The organism is Bradyrhizobium jicamae (genome assembly GCF_018130695.1).
GTDB classification, from domain to species: Bacteria; Pseudomonadota; Alphaproteobacteria; order Rhizobiales; family Xanthobacteraceae; genus Bradyrhizobium; species Bradyrhizobium jicamae_B.
On sequence record NZ_JAFCJX010000013.1, the window covers coordinates 16,515 to 33,627 of the forward strand.

Below are 17,113 nucleotides of genomic sequence, written 5' to 3' on the forward strand. Positions count from 1 at the left end.
ATGGATACGGACCAACTCATTCGAACGCTGGCGGCCGACAACGCGCATCAGTCGCGTCCGGTTGGATTGGTGCTGATGCTGGCACTGCTGGCGGCCGCGCCGGTCTCGCTGCTGATGTTCTTCAGCGAGCTCGGCATCCGCCCCGACGTGATGACGGCGATGCGCAACCCGTTCTTCGATTTGAAGTTCGCGGTGACGCTGGCGTTGGCGATCTCGGCCACGGCCGTCAGCCTGCATCTGTCGCGCCCCGAAGCCTCGTTGCGCGGCTTCGGCTGGTGGCTGCTGGTGCCGGCCGGCATCCTGGTTGCCGGCATCAGCGGCGAGATGATGATGCCGCAGCGCACCCCGATGATGACGCGGCTGGTCGGCAAGAATTCGATGGCCTGCATGACGGCAATCCCGGAGATGGCACTGCCGCTGCTCGCCGCCGCGCTGTACGGATTGCGGCAGGGCGCGCCGGCGCGGCCTGCGGTTGCCGGTGCCGTGGCCGGGCTCTTGTCGGCGGGGCTTGCCGCAACGGTCTATGCGTCGCATTGCACCGACGATTCACCACTGTTCGTGGCAACCTGGTACACGATTGCGACCGCGCTGGTGGCCGCGATCGGCGCGCTCGTGGGGGCGAAGGTTCTCAGATATTAGGCCGCGGGCGCGGACTGCTGCATGCGGTGGAAGCGCAGCACCTGCTGTGCGGTCGAGGGCCGCAGGCGCTCATAGGTGTCCTTGCAGGCCTGGATGTCGGTCGGATCGCCGCCGGAGATCTCGTCGCGCAGATTGATGATCGCGCGCACCGTCGACCATGACAGGCCGGACACCTTGGCGAGGATCATCACGCCCTCGGCGCGGGTCTCGATCATCATGTTTTCGGCGACCGCGACCGTCACATTGGCAAGCGCGGCGAGCGAGGCATTGGTCTCGTCGAACTTGCCGGCCTCCGCGAATTTCGCAAGCTGGAATTCGTCGAGCCGGCCATCTTCAAAAAGTGATTTCACCAGCGCATGCGCGATGGTCGTGTCGCGGGTGACGGCGCCGGGGGCGGAACGGGCGCGCCGCGTGGCTTCCTGCACCGCGGTCGGGATTTCCTTGGCTTGCTGCGGATTGGCGGCCTCGAGCCGCTGCCGCACCGCATCGGAGGCTTTTGCGACCAGCTTCAGGTAGAGATGGCGCGGGATGTTCGGGCGCAGCCCAACGCAGGTCGAGAGATTGTCGTCGCCCTCGGCGCGGCTGATCAGGCGGGTGAAGCCGCGCTCGGTGAATTCGGCGCCAGGATTGTTCACGGTGCTCTGGATCACCTCGTCATTGCCGCGCAGCACCAGCACGTCGGTGACGGCGCCGCTCAGCGACTTACGGGTCGAGATCGCGAGCAGGTGCGCCTGGCTCTTGCTGCGGGCATTTTCGATCAGGGTCTCGTCGTCGAGCCGGGCCGACTGCGACAGCACGGGGCCGGCGACCTCGATCACGTCGTCGAAGGCGAGCGTGCGGATGGTGCGCGGCGGCGCGGTGTCGATCGGGGCGAGGCGGTTGGAGAGCAGGGCCTTCGCGGAGGTCTCGATATGGTCGAGCAGGCACTGGAAGACGTCGTCGAACAGGCTGACCTGCTCGTTCGAATAGTCCACCGCGCCATTGATGAAGAGGTCGGTGACGCGCCGCAACGTCTCGACCCGCCGTGCGACGGTGCCGTGGGCAAGCGTCGTCTGCAGCTCGTCGAGCAAATTGTCGGGGGCGGTCGCGGACTTCGAAATCATGACTCTATCCTGGAGTATCAATCATGCGGACCGGCGGCGGATTCTCCGGCGCCGGATGCGAAATGGGTCAGGCCGCTGCAACGCGATTGCGCCCCCGTGCCTTGGCTGCATAGAGCGCGCTGTCGGCGCGGGCGAGAAAACTGTCAGGGCTCTCGTTGGCACGGAGCGTCGCCACGCCCGCGGAGAACGTCGCGTTGAGGCCCGGCGAGAACGCGCTCCAGTCGAGATCGGCGATGATGGCGCGGAGCCGGTCCAGCGCGCGCGTCGCGCTCTCCTGCGACAATTCGGGCAGCACCAGCAGGAATTCCTCGCCGCCATAGCGGCCGAAGCGGTCGATGCTGCGGATATTGGCAAACATGCTGATGGAAAACGTCCGCAGCACCTCGTCGCCGGTCGGGTGGCCAAAGGCGTCGTTGATGCGCTTGAAATGGTCGAGGTCGATCAGGGCGATCGAGCAGGGCGTGCCGCTGCGGGCGCAGCGCGCGATCTCCTCATCCAGCATCCGCATGATGCTGCGGCGATTGAAGGCGCCGGTCAGCTCGTCGAGCTCGGCGAGCTCCTCGATGCGCTTGTAGGCCTCCTTCAGCTTCAGGCCGCTCTGGTAGAGCGACTGCTGCATCGAGCTCGAGAAGATGCCGAGGAACATGCAGCGGCCGATCGTCAGCGCGAACACCAGCATGGTGGCGAGGCGCTCGTAGATGTTGCCGGTCGGCATCCCGATCGGCCGGTCGCTCCACAGGAACAGCGCTGCAAGGCCGGCAACCATCACGGTCCAGATCACCGCGGTCTGCCTGGCCGAGGTCCGCAGCGCGCCGAAGCCGAACACCACGAACAGGTTGCAGAGGAAGAGCACGCCGACTTCGGGGGCGAAGTAGGTGAACGCGAGCAGGTTCACCATGTTGGCGGCCGATTGCGGCGCGACCAGGTAGTGATCGCGGAAGCGCTCGTTGATGCCGAGCTCGGAGGCCAGCACATAGAGCGCGACCAGCGACAGCCCGCACAGCGCATAGGTGGTGGCGATCAGGACCGATGTTGTGCCGGCATAGGCGTAGGTCAGCAGCACTCCGGCATCGAGCACGAAGCAGCTGCCGATCATCGACTGGATCTGGCGGCGTTGCTTCGCCCGGCGGGCCAGCCGCTCGGCGGTCAGCTTCGGGCCGGTGCCCTCCAGTTTGCCGGGGATCGGGCTGAGAAATGACGCAGCGGTGCCCATGGTCTCGCCAATGATGAAAATCCAGAAAAATCTAAGTGGGAAAGCCTTTAGGTTTGGTATCTTTTGGAACCGAATCTGGTCCGTTAAATCCCTGCCATCGCACGCGTTTCGCTGGAAAAATCGTCTGGGCCGGACCACCGCAGGTGGAGACTTCGATCGGCGCCCAAGCTCTGGCTGAACAACTGGGCTGGCTTGCCGACCAACCCTTGATATGGTCGCGTTCGACCACGCGGCCTCGAAGAGAGTGTTCTAGTACTATGATACCTATTTTGAGGTCTTTTCCGGTGGCGGCTCTGTGTCGATCAGGAGGCTGTCTGTGCGCTAGATCACACATGCAGGTAGCACATTGCCGTAATGTGAAGAATCTTACACTCGGCGTCGAACCGCGCGCCATTTCCCCCCGACCAAACTTGCGAGACGGCAATTGAGCGCGACACAAGCGGCCTCAGACGAGGTTCTGATCGCTCGGATCGCTCAAGGCGACCGCCTCGCTATGCAGGTGCTGTACGGGCGGCACCATGTCAGGGTGTTTCGTTTCGGGCTTCGGCTCGTACGGGACGAACAGGTTGCGGAAGACCTCATCAGCGAGGTGTTCCTCGATGTGTGGCGTCAGGCCGGCAAATTCGAAGGCCGTTCCGCCGTTTCGACCTGGCTATTGGCAATCACCCGATTCAAGGCGTTGTCCGCGCTCCGGCGCCGGAAGGACGCTGAACTGGACGAAGACGCCGCAAACGCGATCGAGGATACGTCCGACGATCCGGAAACGGTGGTCCAGAAGAAGGATACGAGTGCTGGTTTGCGTAAGTGCCTGACGGCACTGTCGGCGGAACATCGGGAGATCGTCGATCTCGTCTACTACCACGAGAAGTCCGTGGAAGAGGTGGCGGAGATCGTCGGTATTCCGGAGAACACGGTGAAAACGCGCCTGTTCTATGCGCGCAAAAAACTTGCCGAGCTGCTCAAAGCGGCCGGCATCGAGCGAGGTTGGCCATGATGGCGGCGAAGAAGATGCTGGATCAAGAGCCTGGCGATATCGAGATGCTGCTGCCCTGGCATGCGGCCGGCACGTTGAGCGCGCGTGACGCGCGCCGTGTCGAGGAAGCGCTGGCCCGCGATCCCGAACTGGCGAAACAATACGAGGTCATCCGCGAGGAATTCGCCGAGACCATTCATCTCAACGAGAGCCTGGGTGCGCCGTCGGCGCGCGCCATGCAGAAGCTGTTTGCGGCGATCGACGCCGAGCCGGAGCAGAAGCCCGCGGTGTCGCCCCGCGTCTCGGCGGGCATTGCCGAGTTCTTCGCGAAGCTGTCGCCGCGGACGCTGGTCTGGTCGGCAAGCCTCGGCGCGCTGGTGGTGATGCTGCAGGCCGGCGTGATCGGTGCGGTGCTGGTGAAGAACCAGACGTCGTACCAGGTCGCGTCGCTCGATGCGAAGGAACGGCCTGCCTCGATCACCCGTGATCTCACGGCTGGCGGCACGCCGACGCGGATGCTGGTTCGGTTTGCGCCGGATGCGAAGGTGTCCGACATCACCGCGCTGCTCGATACCTATCAGGCCGCGATCATCGGCGCCAAGAACGGCATGTTCAGCCTGCAGTTCGCGGCCATGGGCAAGGATGACACCGCTGCCCTGATCGCACGGCTGCAGAAGGAAAAGATCGTCAGCTCCGCGCTGGAAACGCCGTGAGCGGCCGCGTGGCCGTATCGAGTTGAAGCCGATGACACCTGATCGCCTGATATGGCGGACCTGCACCGCGGTGGCACTTGCCAGCGCGGTGTTGCCGTTTCTGTGCCTTGAAGCGACGGTGGCGCAGGCCCAGGGCTTCATGCGCTCGCCGACCATCCGCGTCGAGCCGCGTGTCAACATCGCGCCGCGCATCAATCCGAACCTCGGCCCGCGGGTCAATCCGAACGTCGCCGTAGCCGTTGGCGCCGGTGCCGGCCGGGTCGGTGTCAATGGCCGGGTCGGCGTCAATGGCTCCGTCATTGCAGCGGACCGCGGGCCGCGTGGTCCCATCGCGAGGATGGGTCCGATGACGGCGGCGCGGGTCGTGACCGCAGGGTCGGGCCTTGGCTATGTGCGCTATTCGCCCAACCTTTACCCGGTCTGCGAGTACGCCTACCGCGGTCCGGACGGCGAATGTTACAGCCGCCCCGTCGCGCTGACCGAGGACGGCGGCAACGGTAAGGGTGGTTCCGCCAAAGGCAAGTCCGGTGCTGGCCGCAACAATGGCGGCCAGGCCGCCATCAACCTGAGTGCGGTCCGCAATGAGTTCGTCGCCGAGATCGACGGTGCATTGACGGAGGCACAGGCCGATGAGCTGGCGCGGCGCCATGGTTTGACACGCGTAGCATCGCAGAATTTCCCGCTGCTGGGGGCGACGATCGGACTGTTCCGCATTGCCGACAACCGCTCGCCCGACGTCGCGCGCCGGGAATTTGCCGCCGACGGCAGCGTCCGCTCGGTGCAGCCGAACTATCGCTACATCCTGCAGGATCAAAAGGCGGTCGCAAGCGAGGGTGATCCGGCGCAGTATGCGCTGGCGCAGCTCCGCCTGCCGCAGGCGCACACGCTGGCGCATGGCATGAACGTCACCGTCGCGGTGATCGATTCCGGCATCGATACGTCGCATCCCGAACTGGTCAACACGATCGCGGATGCATTTGACGCGCTCGGCAGCAAGGAGGGCCCGCACGTTCACGGCACCGGCATCGCGGGTGCGATCGCGGCCCATGCCAAGCTGATGGGCAGCGCGCCCGAGGTGCGGATCCTGGCGATCCGGGCCTTCGGCGCCGCTGCAAGCGGGGCCGAAAGCACCTCCTACGTCATCCTGAAGAGCCTCGACTATGCGGCGCTGCACGGCGCGCAGGTCATCAACATGAGCTTTGCCGGGCCGAAGGATAATCTGATCGAGCGCGGCGTTGCCGCGACCGCGGCCAAGGGCATCGTGCTGGTCGCCGCCGCCGGCAATGCCGGCGCCAAATCGCCGCCGCTCTATCCCGCCGCCAATCCGAACGTCATCGCGGTGAGCGGCACCGACGCCAAGGAGAAGCTGTTCAGCGCCTCCAACCGCGGCGCCCACATCGCGATCGCGGCGCCCGGCGCCGACATCCTGCTGCCGGCGCCCGATGGCAAATACCAGATGACGTCGGGCACCTCGTTCTCGGCCGCCTATGTCAGCGGTATTGCCGCGCTGCTGCTGGAGCGCAATCCAGCATTGAAGCCGAACGACGTGCGCGCAATCCTCACCAATACGGCGCGCGATCTCGGACCGCCCGGCCGCGACGATCAGTTCGGGGCAGGCGAGGCCGATGCCTTCGCCGCCGTCACCGCCGCGATCGGCGCGCCGGCGGTGCCGATGGCGCAGGCCGCGGACAAACCGTCGCAGCCGCCGAAGGCGCCCGACAACAGTAACACCTCCGTGAGCAGGGCGCTCGACGACTCCGCGCCTGCAATGGCGGCCGACAAATTGAACGGAAATCGCGCGGCTGCGCGGTGATTTTCGCGGGTTCGACGCCCGAATGGACGTTCTGGAACCGCGACAAAAAAGTTAAAAAAATCGACCGCCGTTTTGAACGTCCCGCCGGGCTGTCGCGACTTATGAATGTGGGAGCGGTTATCCCTCCCCATCAGCTGTATCAGGCGCGAGCGCCCATCCACCCCAAGCGCCCATATGGCTTTGACCCGTCCGGTTGTCCCCCCGGACGGGTCTTTCATTTCCGGGGTCTGCTTTCTGAATATCGGCTGCTTTGGTGACGTCGCCTGCGTGATGGCAGCGTGCCGACGGCATGTCGCGTCGCGATCCCGCGGCAGCTCCCGGTTGTGGACAACGCGGACTCCTCCGTAGTGATGCGGACTTCTTTCGTCGGCGCGACGCGATTAAGAATTTAGTTAGACTTCGTTAACCTTTTCCACAGAATATCTCTGTCACGTCCAGTTGATTCGTCCCGGTTCGGTTGCGTCTGCGTCCGTCTCTTTTCAAGCGGGCAGGTTGAATGACACATCGGACCGACGCGGCGGCCAAAGGCCGTGAGATCGTTGCACGCTGGTGCAATCTCGCAGAGCAACGGCTGGACCACCTCACGGAACTCTTCGAATCCGGGCGCTGGCGCCGCTACCACACGGAGCACGCCTTCCTCGAAAACATCCGGGAAGCCAAGGAGGCGGTCGAAACCTGGCGCGACCTGCTGGCGCGCGAGGCCTCGCTCGATAATTCGCCGATCGACCTGTCCTGGCTCGGTCGCGGCAAGCCGCTGCCGAAATACCCACAACCCGCGCGCAAGCCGGAGCCGGTGATCCTGGCCGAGGCCGCGATGAGCGCCGTCACCGCCGCGCTCGAGACCGTTGCTGCCGTTCTGGAAGAGCCCGCTGTCATGATCGATGCTCCGGCGCTGGATGCCCCCGCGCCGGACGTCGAACCGCTCAAGGTGCTGGACCTCGCGGCGATGCAGGCGCGGTATCCGCTGCTGCGCAGCTCGCTTTAAGTCGTTTCCTTGAGCATGACCTTATCGGAAAACCGCTGCACACTTTTCCGGGTCATGCTCTAGCGCCGGACCGCGTTCGACCCCACCATCAACTGGGCAAACTGCTGGGCACCGCCGGCCGAAAGGTCGGTGGTGACGGCGCGTGCGTGATCGAGCCCGACCACCGCGCCGCGCGGCGTCTCCGAGATCATGTTGTTGTTGACCAGCGCGGTGCCGGCGCCCGGCACCACCGAGACGCCGATCCCGACAAAGGCCTTGCGGATCACATTGCCGGTGATCGCGACATCGCGCAGATACTTGCCCCAGCCGGCGACGATGCCGTAGGACGGCGCATTCTCGATCACGTTGCCGGTCACCGACGTATCAGCCTCGATATAGATGCCGACACCGGCGTCGTCATCAGGCGCGGTGCCGATCGGCCGCTTCGGCAGCAAATTGCGGATGATGTTGCCCTGGACCACCGCGATGCGGCCGCCCTCGTTGAAATTGCAGACGGAGACGCCGACGGCGGCGCCATCGACCGTATTGCTGGCGATCACGGCGCCCTCGAACGAGAACTCCGAATAGAGCGCGACCTCGCGGACATTGGTGACACTGTTGTCGGTGATGTGGATGTTGGAGGCCGAATTGCCGCGCACCGCCGAATAGTCGCAGTTCTTGATGCGGTTGCCGCGCACGATCACATTGCCGGCGCGGAAGGCGTTGATGGCGTTGCCGTACTGGCCGGAGCCGCCGGGCCCGGCCTTGATGTCCTCGATCCGGTTGTCGGCCACGATGGTGCCGTCATCGCCGATTGCGGTGCGCAGGATCTCGATGCCGTTGTCGTTGGTGCCCTTGATGGTGTTGCGCGACACGATCAGGCCGAGCGCGTCGAACGAGACCAACGCGGTGGTCGCGATATCCGTGAAGATGTTGTTGCTGACGTCGCCCGACACCTGCTCGAACCAGATGCCGTTGCCGCCGCTGCCGGCGAATTCGCAATCGGTGATGCGGATATCGCGGCCGGACAGGCAGTGCACGAGGCCGCGCCGCGTCGGCAGCGGCACGCCGCCGCCATCGAGCGTGAGGCCGGAGAGCCCGATGCCGCCGGCGCCTTCGCCCGACAACATCGACATTCCGCCGTTGAACACGAGCTTCGTGGCGCCGCGGACGCCGATCAGCTGGCTGCCGCCGGAGAGCCGCAACAGGCCGGTGCGATAGACGCCCGGCGGCAGCACCAGCGGCACCTGCGCCCGCGCAGCCTCGTCGATCGCGCGCTGCAGGTTCTTGGTCTGGTCATCGGAACTGCCGGGACGGATGCCATACTGCGTGACGTCGCGGCCGAGCGTGCCGGCAAGCGCGGCGTCAGGCGCGAGCGCGAGTGCGCCGGCAACGCCGGCGGCGGAAGCTCCAATCAGGCGGCGGCGATTGACATCCATGATGCATGGCCCTCGCTAAAGCGCGATGAGACGTCATCGTACGTAGCGCGGAAATGGGGCGCGGCATGGTGAATGCGCTGAAGGAACCGGACGATTATTGGCAGTAGGGTTAATCGCGCGTGCAACATCGGCTTTCGCCGCACCGGCGGATTCAAAAATCTGAAAAACAACCCCATGCACAGTAGCCGTCAAAGCCTGGGACGCCGCATGACCGTCGCGCGTCGGGCCAGCCGGCGCGTCGCTCACGCCAGCGCGGCCTGCCGCGTCAACTTCACCATTTCCAGCAGCATGGCCTCGCCGGCATCGACGAGGTGCTCCAGCGTGATCGACTGGCCGCGACGGGGCGTGCCGTCATGCGCGAGCGGGGGAACGTGGATGAATTGCGCGAGGCGCAGGCCATCGTCGCGGTTGACGGCTTCGATCGCGCGCCAGCTCAGATAGTTGCAGAGATAGGCGCCGGCATCGCGCGACAGCCGCGCATCGATCCCGGTCGCGAGTGCGGCGCGCAGCAGTCTTTCGGTATGTGGCCCGAACAGCCGCGCATCGGCGCCTTCGACGATCAGTCCCTTGCGCGCGACCTGGCGGCCGGCATCGGGAAAACGCGTGGTGACGGCATTACGGGCGCGGGCTTCGATCCGCAGATATTCGGTGCGGCCGGCGAGGCCGAACATCAACAGCGCCTGCGGGCGATGCTTTGCGAGCAGCTCCGGCAACTCGCGGTCGACGGTCGCATAGGTGACGTGGAAGATGTGGCTTGCGAACTCGACGCCGTCGAAGGCCGGGCGGCGCAGCTGCGTCAGCCGCTTCACCAGCGGCATGGTCGGGTTGAACGGCGCGCCGGGAAACGGCCCGAAGCCGGTGACGAGGATGCGCAGCTTCCCGCTCATCGTAGCCACTCCGAAATCTGCTCGGCGGCGACCGCCGGCGACACGCGGCCATCGGCGACCTCGGCTTCCATCTTCTTGACCCTGGCGCGGATCGCAGGCTCCGAGCGCAGCCGCGCCATCATGCGCTGCTCCAGCATCGACCACATCCACTTCACCTGCTGCTCCCTGCGGCGGCCGGCGAATTCGCCTGACGCGTTCATCGCGGTGCGGTGGTCGAGGATCTTTTTCCAAAGCCGGTCGAGGCCTGCGCCGGTCAGTGCGGAATAGGTCTCCACCGGCGGATGCCAATGCTCCGAGCGCGGCGAGAGGATGTGCAGCGCGCTGCGATAGTCGGCCGCGGCGTGATTGGCGCGTTTGATGTTGTCGCCATCGGCCTTGTTGATCGCGATCATGTCGGCGAGCTCGACGAGGCCCTTTTTGATGCCCTGCAACTCATCGCCGGCGCCGGGGAGCATCAGCGCGAGGAAGAAATCTGTCATGTCGCAGACTGCGGTCTCGGACTGGCCGATGCCGACGGTCTCGACCAGCACGACGTCGAAGCCGGCGGCCTCGCACAGCAGCATCGCCTCGCGGGTCTTCGCGGCGACACCGCCGAGGGTTCCGGACGACGGCGAGGGGCGGATATAGGCCTCGTCGGATGCAGACAGCCGCGCCATCCGCGTCTTGTCGCCGAGGATCGAGCCGCCGGTGCGCGCCGACGATGGATCGACCGCCAGCACGGCGACCTTGTGGCCGCCCTCGATCAGGAACATGCCGAGCGCATCGATCGTGGTCGACTTGCCGACGCCGGGTGAGCCGGTGATGCCGACCCGTACCGCCTTGCCGGTGTCGGGCAGCAGTGCCTGCACCAGATCGCGCGCCGCCGCCTGGTGATCACCACGTCGGCTCTCGACCAGCGTGATCGCCCGCGCCAGCGCCGCGCGGTGGCCGGCGCGGAGGTCTTTGGCAAGCGCATGGATGTCGGGAACGGCAGGCTTCGGCGAGGTCATGGGCTTGGTTTACAACGCCTGCGTGGCGCAGGCGAGGGGGCGTGCCGTCACAATCCCACACCGATTTTTCGGTTCGGGAATCGGGTGGGTTTCGAGGTGCGGATTCGCGAGCATTGCGGTCGACCCATTCCAGGAGACTGCCAGGAGACTGCCATGACCCAGGCCTATTACAGCACCGTCCTCGACCACCCGCTCGATACCGTGTGGTCGCTGATCCGCGACTTCAACAACTACCCCGCCTATATCGACGGCGTCAGCGAAAGCATGATCGAGGATGACAAAGGCGGCGACGAGGTCGGCGCCGTCAGGCGCTTCTGCTATCTCGGCAACTGGATTCGCCAGCGTCTCGCCGACCACTCGGACGCGCAGCATATGCTGACCTATGCCGGCATCGAGCCGCTGCCGTTTCCGCCCCATCTGCTCCCTGACGCGCCGGCACCCGCAAGCTACGAGGGCACTATGCATCTGTTGCCGGTCGTCGAGGGCAACCGCACCTTCATCGAATGGTCGGTTAGGCTGGACACCACGCCCGGCGATGCCGATCGCTGGCACGCGCTGTTTCAGTCGTGGATACCCGACTGGACCAACTCGCTGGGCCGGGCGCTGGCGCAGCGCGAGGGCTGACGCCGGTGAGGGCGCGCACTCACTGGCGCGCCTGAACGCCGGCCCAAAGATTCCATTGGGCACTCGCGCCGCGCCACGGGCTCCACAAAATACCAGGAGAGACAATTTGGGCTCTCCTGCAATTACCGCTTACGGCCTTTGACAATGTGCTAGGCTCCCTCTTGTCCCAGCGGCGTGGTTGGTCTGGCCGTTCGGAGGGCGCCGTGACCGAGCAGCGGGTTCAAAGGCGACTAGCGGCGATCTTGGCTGCCGACGTGGTCGGTTACTCGGCGTTGATGCAACGCGCTGAGGAAGCGACCTACGCCGAGTTCGAGCGGCTGAAGCACGAATTGATCGAGCCTGGCCTCTCCCGCCACGACGGGCGACTGATCAAGACCACGGGTGACGGCGCGTTGGCCGAGTTCGCAAGTCCGTCCGCTGCGGTGCGATGCGCGGTGGAGATACAGGAAAGCATCAGGTCAGGTCAAAGCTCCCTGGAGCTACGCATTGGGATCAATCTCGGGGAGGTCATCGTCGGGGCTGACGGCGATTTATTCGGTGACGGGATCAATATTGCTGTCCGGTTGGAAGGTGTCGCCAGTCCAGGGGGCATCCTGATTTCCGAAAAGGTGTACAGCGAGGTCGAGGGCAAGCTCGACGTCGGCTTCGAGGACCGGGGCGAGCAGCAGCTCAAGAACATCTCAAAGCCGGTCCGCGCTTTTGCTGTACGCGCGGGAGCGCATAGTCCGCCAAGCGAGAGGCCAGGTGCGACCCCGCCACTTCCAGATAAACCCTCCATCGCCGTGCTGCCGTTCCAGAACATGAGCGGCGACGCCGAGCAGGAATACTTCGCGGACGGAATGGTTGAGGAGATCATCACCGCGCTCTCGCGGTTCAAATGGTTGTTCGTGATCGCCCGAAATTCGAGTTTCACCTTCAAGGGCAGAGCGGTCGATATCAAGGAGGTGGGACGCAGGCTTGGCGTCCGGTATGTCCTTGAGGGCTCTGTGCGCAAGGCCTCAGGGAAAGTTCGGATCACAGGGCAATTGATTGATGCGATTACAGGGGCGCACATTTGGGCGGACAGGTTCGAGCGTGACCTGACGGACGTATTTGCTCTCCAAGACGAGGTGACAGTCGCCGTTGTCTCGGCCATTCAACCCAAATTGCTTCAAATAGAAATTGGTCTTTCGGCGCGTCGGCCATCAGAGAACCTTACCGCCTATGATTTCTATCTCCGCGCCATGCAGCAGTATTACCTGATGACCCGCGAAGGGCTGGCCGAGGCGATCACGCTGGCGCATCGCGCCTTGGAGCTTGACCCCAGGTTCGGCTTTGTCGCCGCTCTGGCAGGTCACTGTCACATGCGGAATGTCATTTGGGGGCATGCTATCGATCCTCAATTCGACCGCAAGGAAGCGGTTCGGCTGCTTCGCTTGGCCTTGAGCATCGACGATGGTGATTCGGAAACGTTGGCATTGGTTTCCATGATCTCGGCGTACATGGTCGGCGATTGTGAAAGCGAGATCGAAATGGCTGACCGCGCGATCGCGCTTAACCCGAATTCATACCGAGCATGGACCTGCAGAGGCCAGGTCTACCGAATAGCGGGGCTTCCGGAGGAAGCGGTCCGGAGCTTTGAACTTGCCATCCGCCTGAGCCCGATAGACCCGCGGCTACCCGTAACGCTTGTTGCGATGGGGATGGCCTTTGTTGAGCTTCGCCGCTTTGACGAGGCCATCGTCGCAGGGAATAAATGCCGACGTCAGAACGCTTCCTATTCGACGGCTTACCGCTGTCTCGCGTCCGCTTTCGCTCATCTCGGACGCGACGCCGAGGCGCGTGAGGCGGCGGCGCTGCTGCTTCAGCTCGATCCCGCCTTTACAATATCTGCGATGATCGCCCGGGGCGGGTACCCAAACGCGAAGCTGTTGATCGAGGGGCTTCGGAAAGCGGGGTTACCCGAGTAGCACTCGAACTGCGACGAGGTGATCGAACGACGGCTTATGGCCCGTCGCGTCATCTAGCTGCGCTGCAAACTTGGGTTGCAATCGGTGCATAGCGGACTCCGGCTCGTCCTCCGTCCGGCGGATTGTTAGGTTCGCATCCTCAATTCTCTTCCGCATCCCCCTTCGGCCGCTCGCCGCCAAAGATCTTGCTCCCCTCCGCCGTCAGATACGGTTTCAGCGTCTCCCAGGGCACGAAGGCGACATAGTCGCCTTCGGCGTAAGGGCCGACGGCGTAGGGCGGATAGTGGAAGGTGAGGCCGGAGCTCTTGCCTGCGACGGTCGACGGCGCGAGCGTCACGGCGCCGATCTTGAGCAGCGTCGGCTGCAGCTCCTTGTACCATTCGGCGGTCGCAGTCTCGCTCGCGTCGCGCTTCTTCTTCTCGGCGTTGAGCGAGGTGATGATCGCCTTCTGCACCGCCTTCAGCGTCGGGCCGTTGTCGGCGGTCTCGTTAAAGAAGGGACGGATGCTGATCCGCTTCTTCTCGGTCGCGTCCCACAGGATGGTGTTGACCATCGAGTTCGGATGCGCGGCGTGGGTGTCCATGTAGTCGTCGCGCAGTACGCTGACATAGCGGCCGTCGACGACGGAGCGGAAGGTGTATTTGCGCTCGTACGTCCAGCCGCCGTCCTTGAAGAATTGCGGATCGGTCTTGCGGGAGGCGGTGGCTTCCGCGACGTTCTTGTCGATCCACTTCTTGCCTTCGGCGAGGCAATCGGCGGCAAAGGCCGCGTCGGCCTTGATCTTGTCGTCGAGATAGACGTTGGCTTCGACCGTCTTGTTCTTCACGGACGCGTCGGGCTTGGGATCGGTGGCGAGGGCAGGGGCTGTGCTGATGGCCACCAACAGCGCCAGGGTCGTCGATGCGAGAAATGTCTTCACGGGATGATCCTACCAGATGTGGTGTTCGCTCCAACTGCCGGCGAAGCTCGAACGGCCCAGCGGCGATAGATAGCGCGCGAAGGCTGTCCACGGGATGAACATCCCGACGCTCTCGGATGCAAATTGCCCCGGTCGCTGCACCAGATAATGAATGGAGAGACCCGAACTCTTGCCACTGGCCGACCCTCATGCCCCTTGGTCGCGCCGAGCTGTGCCGCCGGTTCACATCAAACCGGCGGATCGTTGCGGGATGCTATTCAGCCGCCTGGCTATGGCCGAGCCTGGCATTGAGCTTCTGGATCAGCTCCTCGGCGGCGTCCGAGATCACCGTGCCCGGCGGGAAGATCGCTTCCGCGCCGGCGGCGTAGAGCGCGTCATAATCCTGAGGCGGCACCACGCCGCCGATGATGATCATGATGTCCTCGCGGCCGTGCTTCTTCAGCGCGGCCTTCAGCTCCGGCACCGCGGTGAGGTGGGCGGCGGCCAGCGACGAGACGCCGAGGATGTGCACGTCGTTCTCGACCGCCTGACGCGCGGCTTCCTCGGGGGTTGCGAACAGCGGCCCGATATCGACGTCGAAGCCGACATCGGCGAACGCGGATGCGATCACTTTCTGGCCGCGGTCGTGGCCATCCTGGCCGATCTTCGCCACCAGGATACGCGGGCGGCGGCCTTCGGCCTCCTCGAACGCATCGATCAGTTCCTGAACCTTCTCGACCCGGTTGGACATGGCCGATGCCTCTCGCTTGTACACGCCGGTGATGGACTTGATCTCGGCGCGGTGGCGGCCGAACACCTTTTCCATCGCGTCCGAAATCTCGCCGACGGTCGCTTTCGCGCGCGCCGCGTCGATCGCGAGCGCCAGCAGATTGCCGTTGCCTTCGCCGGCCGAGCGGGTCAGCGCGGCGAGGGCCTGCTCGACATCCTTCTTGTTGCGCTCGCTCTTCAGCCGCGACAGCTTGTCGATCTGCAGCCGCCGCACGGTCGAGTTCTCGACCTTCAGCACGTCGATCGGCTTCTCGTTCTCCGGCTTGAACTTGTTGACGCCGATCACCGCCTGCCGTCCGGCATCGATCCGCGCCTGGGTCTTGGCGGAGGCTTCCTCGATCCGCAGCTTCGGTACGCCGGCCTCGATCGCCTTGGCCATGCCGCCGAGCTCCTCGACCTCCTGGATATGATCCCAGGCCTTGGCCGCGAGATCGCGCGTCAGCCGCTCGACATAATAGGAGCCGCCCCAGGGATCGATGATGCGGTTGGTGCCGCTCTCCTGCTGCAGGAACAGCTGGGTATTGCGGGCGATGCGGGCGGAGAAGTCGGTCGGCAGCGCCAGCGCCTCGTCCAGCGCGTTGGTGTGCAGCGACTGGGTGTGGCCCTGGGTCGCCGCCATCGCCTCGATGGTGGTGCGCATCACATTGTTGAACACGTCCTGCGCGGTCAGCGACCAGCCGGAGGTCTGGCAATGCGTGCGCAGCGACAGCGAGCGCGGGTCTTTCGGGTTGAACGGCTTGAGCAGCTTGGCCCAAAGCAGCCGCGCCGCGCGCATCTTGGCGACTTCCATGAAGAAATTCATGCCGATCGCCCAGAAGAACGAGAGCCGTGGCGCAAAACGATCGACGTCGAGGCCCGCGGCAAGACCGGCGCGCAGATATTCGACGCCGTCGGCCAGCGTATACGCAAGCTCGAGGTCCTGCGTCGCTCCGGCCTCCTGCATGTGATAGCCGGAGATCGAGATCGAATTGTACTTCGGCATCTTCTGCGAGGTGTAGGCGAAGATGTCGGAGATGATCCGCATCGAGGGGCTAGGTGGATAGATATAGGTGTTGCGCACCATGAACTCTTTCAGAATGTCGTTCTGAATGGTGCCCGACAGCTTTTCCGGCGGCACGCCTTGTTCCTCGGCCGCCGCGACGAACAGCGCGAGGATCGGCAGCACTGCGCCGTTCATGGTCATCGACACGCTCATCTGGTCGAGCGGAATGCCCGCAAACAGCGTGCGCATGTCGTAGATGGAGTCGATCGCCACGCCGGCCATGCCGACATCGCCGGAGACGCGCGGATGATCGGAATCGTAGCCGCGATGGGTGGCAAGATCGAACGCGACCGACAGGCCCTTTTGCCCCGCCGCGAGGTTGCGGCGATAGAACGCGTTGGAATCCTCCGCCGTGGAGAAGCCGGCATATTGCCTGATGGTCCAAGGCTGGTTGACATACATGGTCGGGTAGGGCCCGCGCAGATAGGGCGCGACACCCGGCCAGGTTTCCAGGAAGTCGATGCCTGCGAGATCGGCCTCGCTATAGGCCGGCTTCACCGGGATGCCCTCGGGCGTCAGCCACGGCTCGGCAGCTCCGGCCGGCGCGCCTGCAGCGACCGGCTGGAACGCGACATCAGCGAAATTGGGAATGCGGGTCATGCGTAAAGTCCTCGCACGAAGAAAGCTCCGCCGCTCAGGCCTGAGATCATGCCGATGGCGGAGAACACTTGATAGGCATTTGGCTGCTGCGGCAACACGCCTATTGCGATCCAGAAGCAAGCGGCAGCACCGCCCGCCGCGAGCCCGACGAGGGGGACCGCAAGCTGCGCCAAGATCGGATGCGACCGCATCAACCGATATGTGAGTGGTAGCACCGCGAGCGTGACCGGCGCTGCCAAAATGGCGGCTAGAACCAGCCCGAACAGGAAGATCGGAAAGATGAGGATCGCGAGGATTGAAAACGGGAAGGTAAGCACGGTTGCGATGATCGCGACGACCAGTGCGGCCACCAGCGTTGCCGTCGCGCCCAGCGCGAGCAACCCAGGAACCTCAAGCGCCCTGCGGATCATCGTTTTTCTTCCTCAAACTTTCGATTTCGTTCGATCAATTGTCGAACATTTCTTTTGTAGATCGGGTC

15 protein-coding genes are annotated in these 17,113 nt (G+C 64.4%); 7 read left to right on the plus strand and 8 right to left on the minus strand.

Annotation, left to right across the window (positions count from 1 at the left end):
- Positions 1-639, plus strand: coding sequence for an NrsF family protein (locus JQ604_RS19840; protein ID WP_212360081.1), 639 nt, complete (start codon positions 1-3; stop codon positions 637-639).
- Here the strand turns inward: JQ604_RS19840 and JQ604_RS19845 are convergent.
- Positions 636-1,742, minus strand: a complete 1,107-nt coding sequence (locus JQ604_RS19845; RefSeq protein WP_212360084.1) for a DUF2336 domain-containing protein — start codon at positions 1,740-1,742, stop codon at positions 636-638. The two genes, JQ604_RS19840 and JQ604_RS19845, sit on opposite strands and share 4 nt — an antisense overlap.
- Before the next feature lie 67 nt (positions 1,743-1,809).
- Positions 1,810-2,955 carry a GGDEF domain-containing protein gene (locus JQ604_RS19850; RefSeq protein WP_212360088.1) on the minus strand — a complete coding sequence of 382 codons (1,146 nt, stop codon included), beginning with the start codon at positions 2,953-2,955 and terminating at the stop codon, positions 1,810-1,812.
- 424 nt (positions 2,956-3,379) lie between these two features.
- On the opposite strand from JQ604_RS19850, the gene JQ604_RS19855 reads away from it, so the two are divergent.
- The 4 genes from JQ604_RS19855 (at position 3,380) to JQ604_RS19870 (ending at position 7,439) form a co-directional block, all read left to right on the plus strand.
- On the plus strand, positions 3,380-3,949 hold the full coding sequence (locus JQ604_RS19855) for a sigma-70 family RNA polymerase sigma factor (protein WP_212360091.1): 570 nt from the start codon (positions 3,380-3,382) through the stop codon (positions 3,947-3,949).
- A complete protein-coding gene (locus JQ604_RS19860) occupies positions 3,946-4,641 on the plus strand; it encodes a hypothetical protein (protein WP_212360094.1) in 696 nt (231 codons plus the stop codon). The genes JQ604_RS19855 and JQ604_RS19860 overlap by 4 nt, the downstream gene beginning before the upstream one ends.
- 31 nt (positions 4,642-4,672) lie before the next feature.
- On the plus strand, positions 4,673-6,454 hold the full coding sequence (locus tag JQ604_RS19865; protein WP_212360097.1) for a S8 family serine peptidase: 1,782 nt from the start codon (positions 4,673-4,675) through the stop codon (positions 6,452-6,454).
- A 496-nt stretch (positions 6,455-6,950) separates the two neighbouring features.
- Positions 6,951-7,439 (plus strand): TIGR03809 family protein, encoded by a 489-nt coding sequence (locus JQ604_RS19870; RefSeq protein WP_212360100.1) that lies wholly within the window; start codon positions 6,951-6,953, stop codon positions 7,437-7,439.
- A 59-nt stretch (positions 7,440-7,498) separates the two neighbouring features.
- Here JQ604_RS19870 and JQ604_RS19875 read toward each other — a convergent pair whose 3' ends face one another.
- From JQ604_RS19875 to meaB, 3 genes are all read right to left on the minus strand, one after another.
- The gene (locus tag JQ604_RS19875) at positions 7,499-8,857 is read right to left on the minus strand and encodes a TIGR03808 family TAT-translocated repetitive protein (protein ID WP_212360104.1); all 1,359 of its coding nucleotides are present in this window, start codon (positions 8,855-8,857) and stop codon (positions 7,499-7,501) included.
- Positions 8,858-9,099: 242 nt separating this feature from the next.
- Positions 9,100-9,744 carry a pyroglutamyl-peptidase I gene (locus tag JQ604_RS19880; RefSeq protein WP_212360108.1) on the minus strand — a complete coding sequence of 215 codons (645 nt, stop codon included), beginning with the start codon at positions 9,742-9,744 and terminating at the stop codon, positions 9,100-9,102.
- Positions 9,741-10,733 carry a methylmalonyl Co-A mutase-associated GTPase MeaB gene (meaB, locus tag JQ604_RS19885; RefSeq protein ID WP_212360111.1) on the minus strand — a complete coding sequence of 331 codons (993 nt, stop codon included), beginning with the start codon at positions 10,731-10,733 and terminating at the stop codon, positions 9,741-9,743. The genes JQ604_RS19880 and meaB overlap by 4 nt, the downstream gene beginning before the upstream one ends.
- Positions 10,734-10,886: 153 nt before the next feature.
- On the opposite strand from meaB, the gene JQ604_RS19890 reads away from it, so the two are divergent.
- The gene (locus JQ604_RS19890) at positions 10,887-11,357 is read left to right on the plus strand and encodes an SRPBCC family protein (RefSeq protein WP_212360114.1); all 471 of its coding nucleotides are present in this window, start codon (positions 10,887-10,889) and stop codon (positions 11,355-11,357) included.
- Positions 11,358-11,560: 203 nt separating this feature from the next.
- A complete protein-coding gene (locus JQ604_RS19895) occupies positions 11,561-13,306 on the plus strand; it encodes an adenylate/guanylate cyclase domain-containing protein (protein WP_349631123.1) in 1,746 nt (581 codons plus the stop codon).
- A gap of 139 nt (positions 13,307-13,445) precedes the next feature.
- On the opposite strand, the gene JQ604_RS19900 is transcribed toward JQ604_RS19895, so the two are convergent.
- The 3 genes from JQ604_RS19900 to JQ604_RS19910 form a co-directional block, all read right to left on the minus strand.
- A complete protein-coding gene (locus tag JQ604_RS19900; RefSeq protein WP_212360118.1) occupies positions 13,446-14,225 on the minus strand; it encodes an RsiV family protein in 780 nt (259 codons plus the stop codon).
- 253 nt (positions 14,226-14,478) lie between these two features.
- A complete protein-coding gene (gene scpA, locus JQ604_RS19905) occupies positions 14,479-16,635 on the minus strand; it encodes a methylmalonyl-CoA mutase (protein ID WP_212360121.1) in 2,157 nt (718 codons plus the stop codon).
- A complete protein-coding gene (locus JQ604_RS19910) occupies positions 16,632-17,045 on the minus strand; it encodes a hypothetical protein (protein ID WP_212360125.1) in 414 nt (137 codons plus the stop codon). The genes scpA and JQ604_RS19910 overlap by 4 nt, the downstream gene beginning before the upstream one ends.
- Between the last annotated feature and the right edge of the window lie 68 nt (positions 17,046-17,113).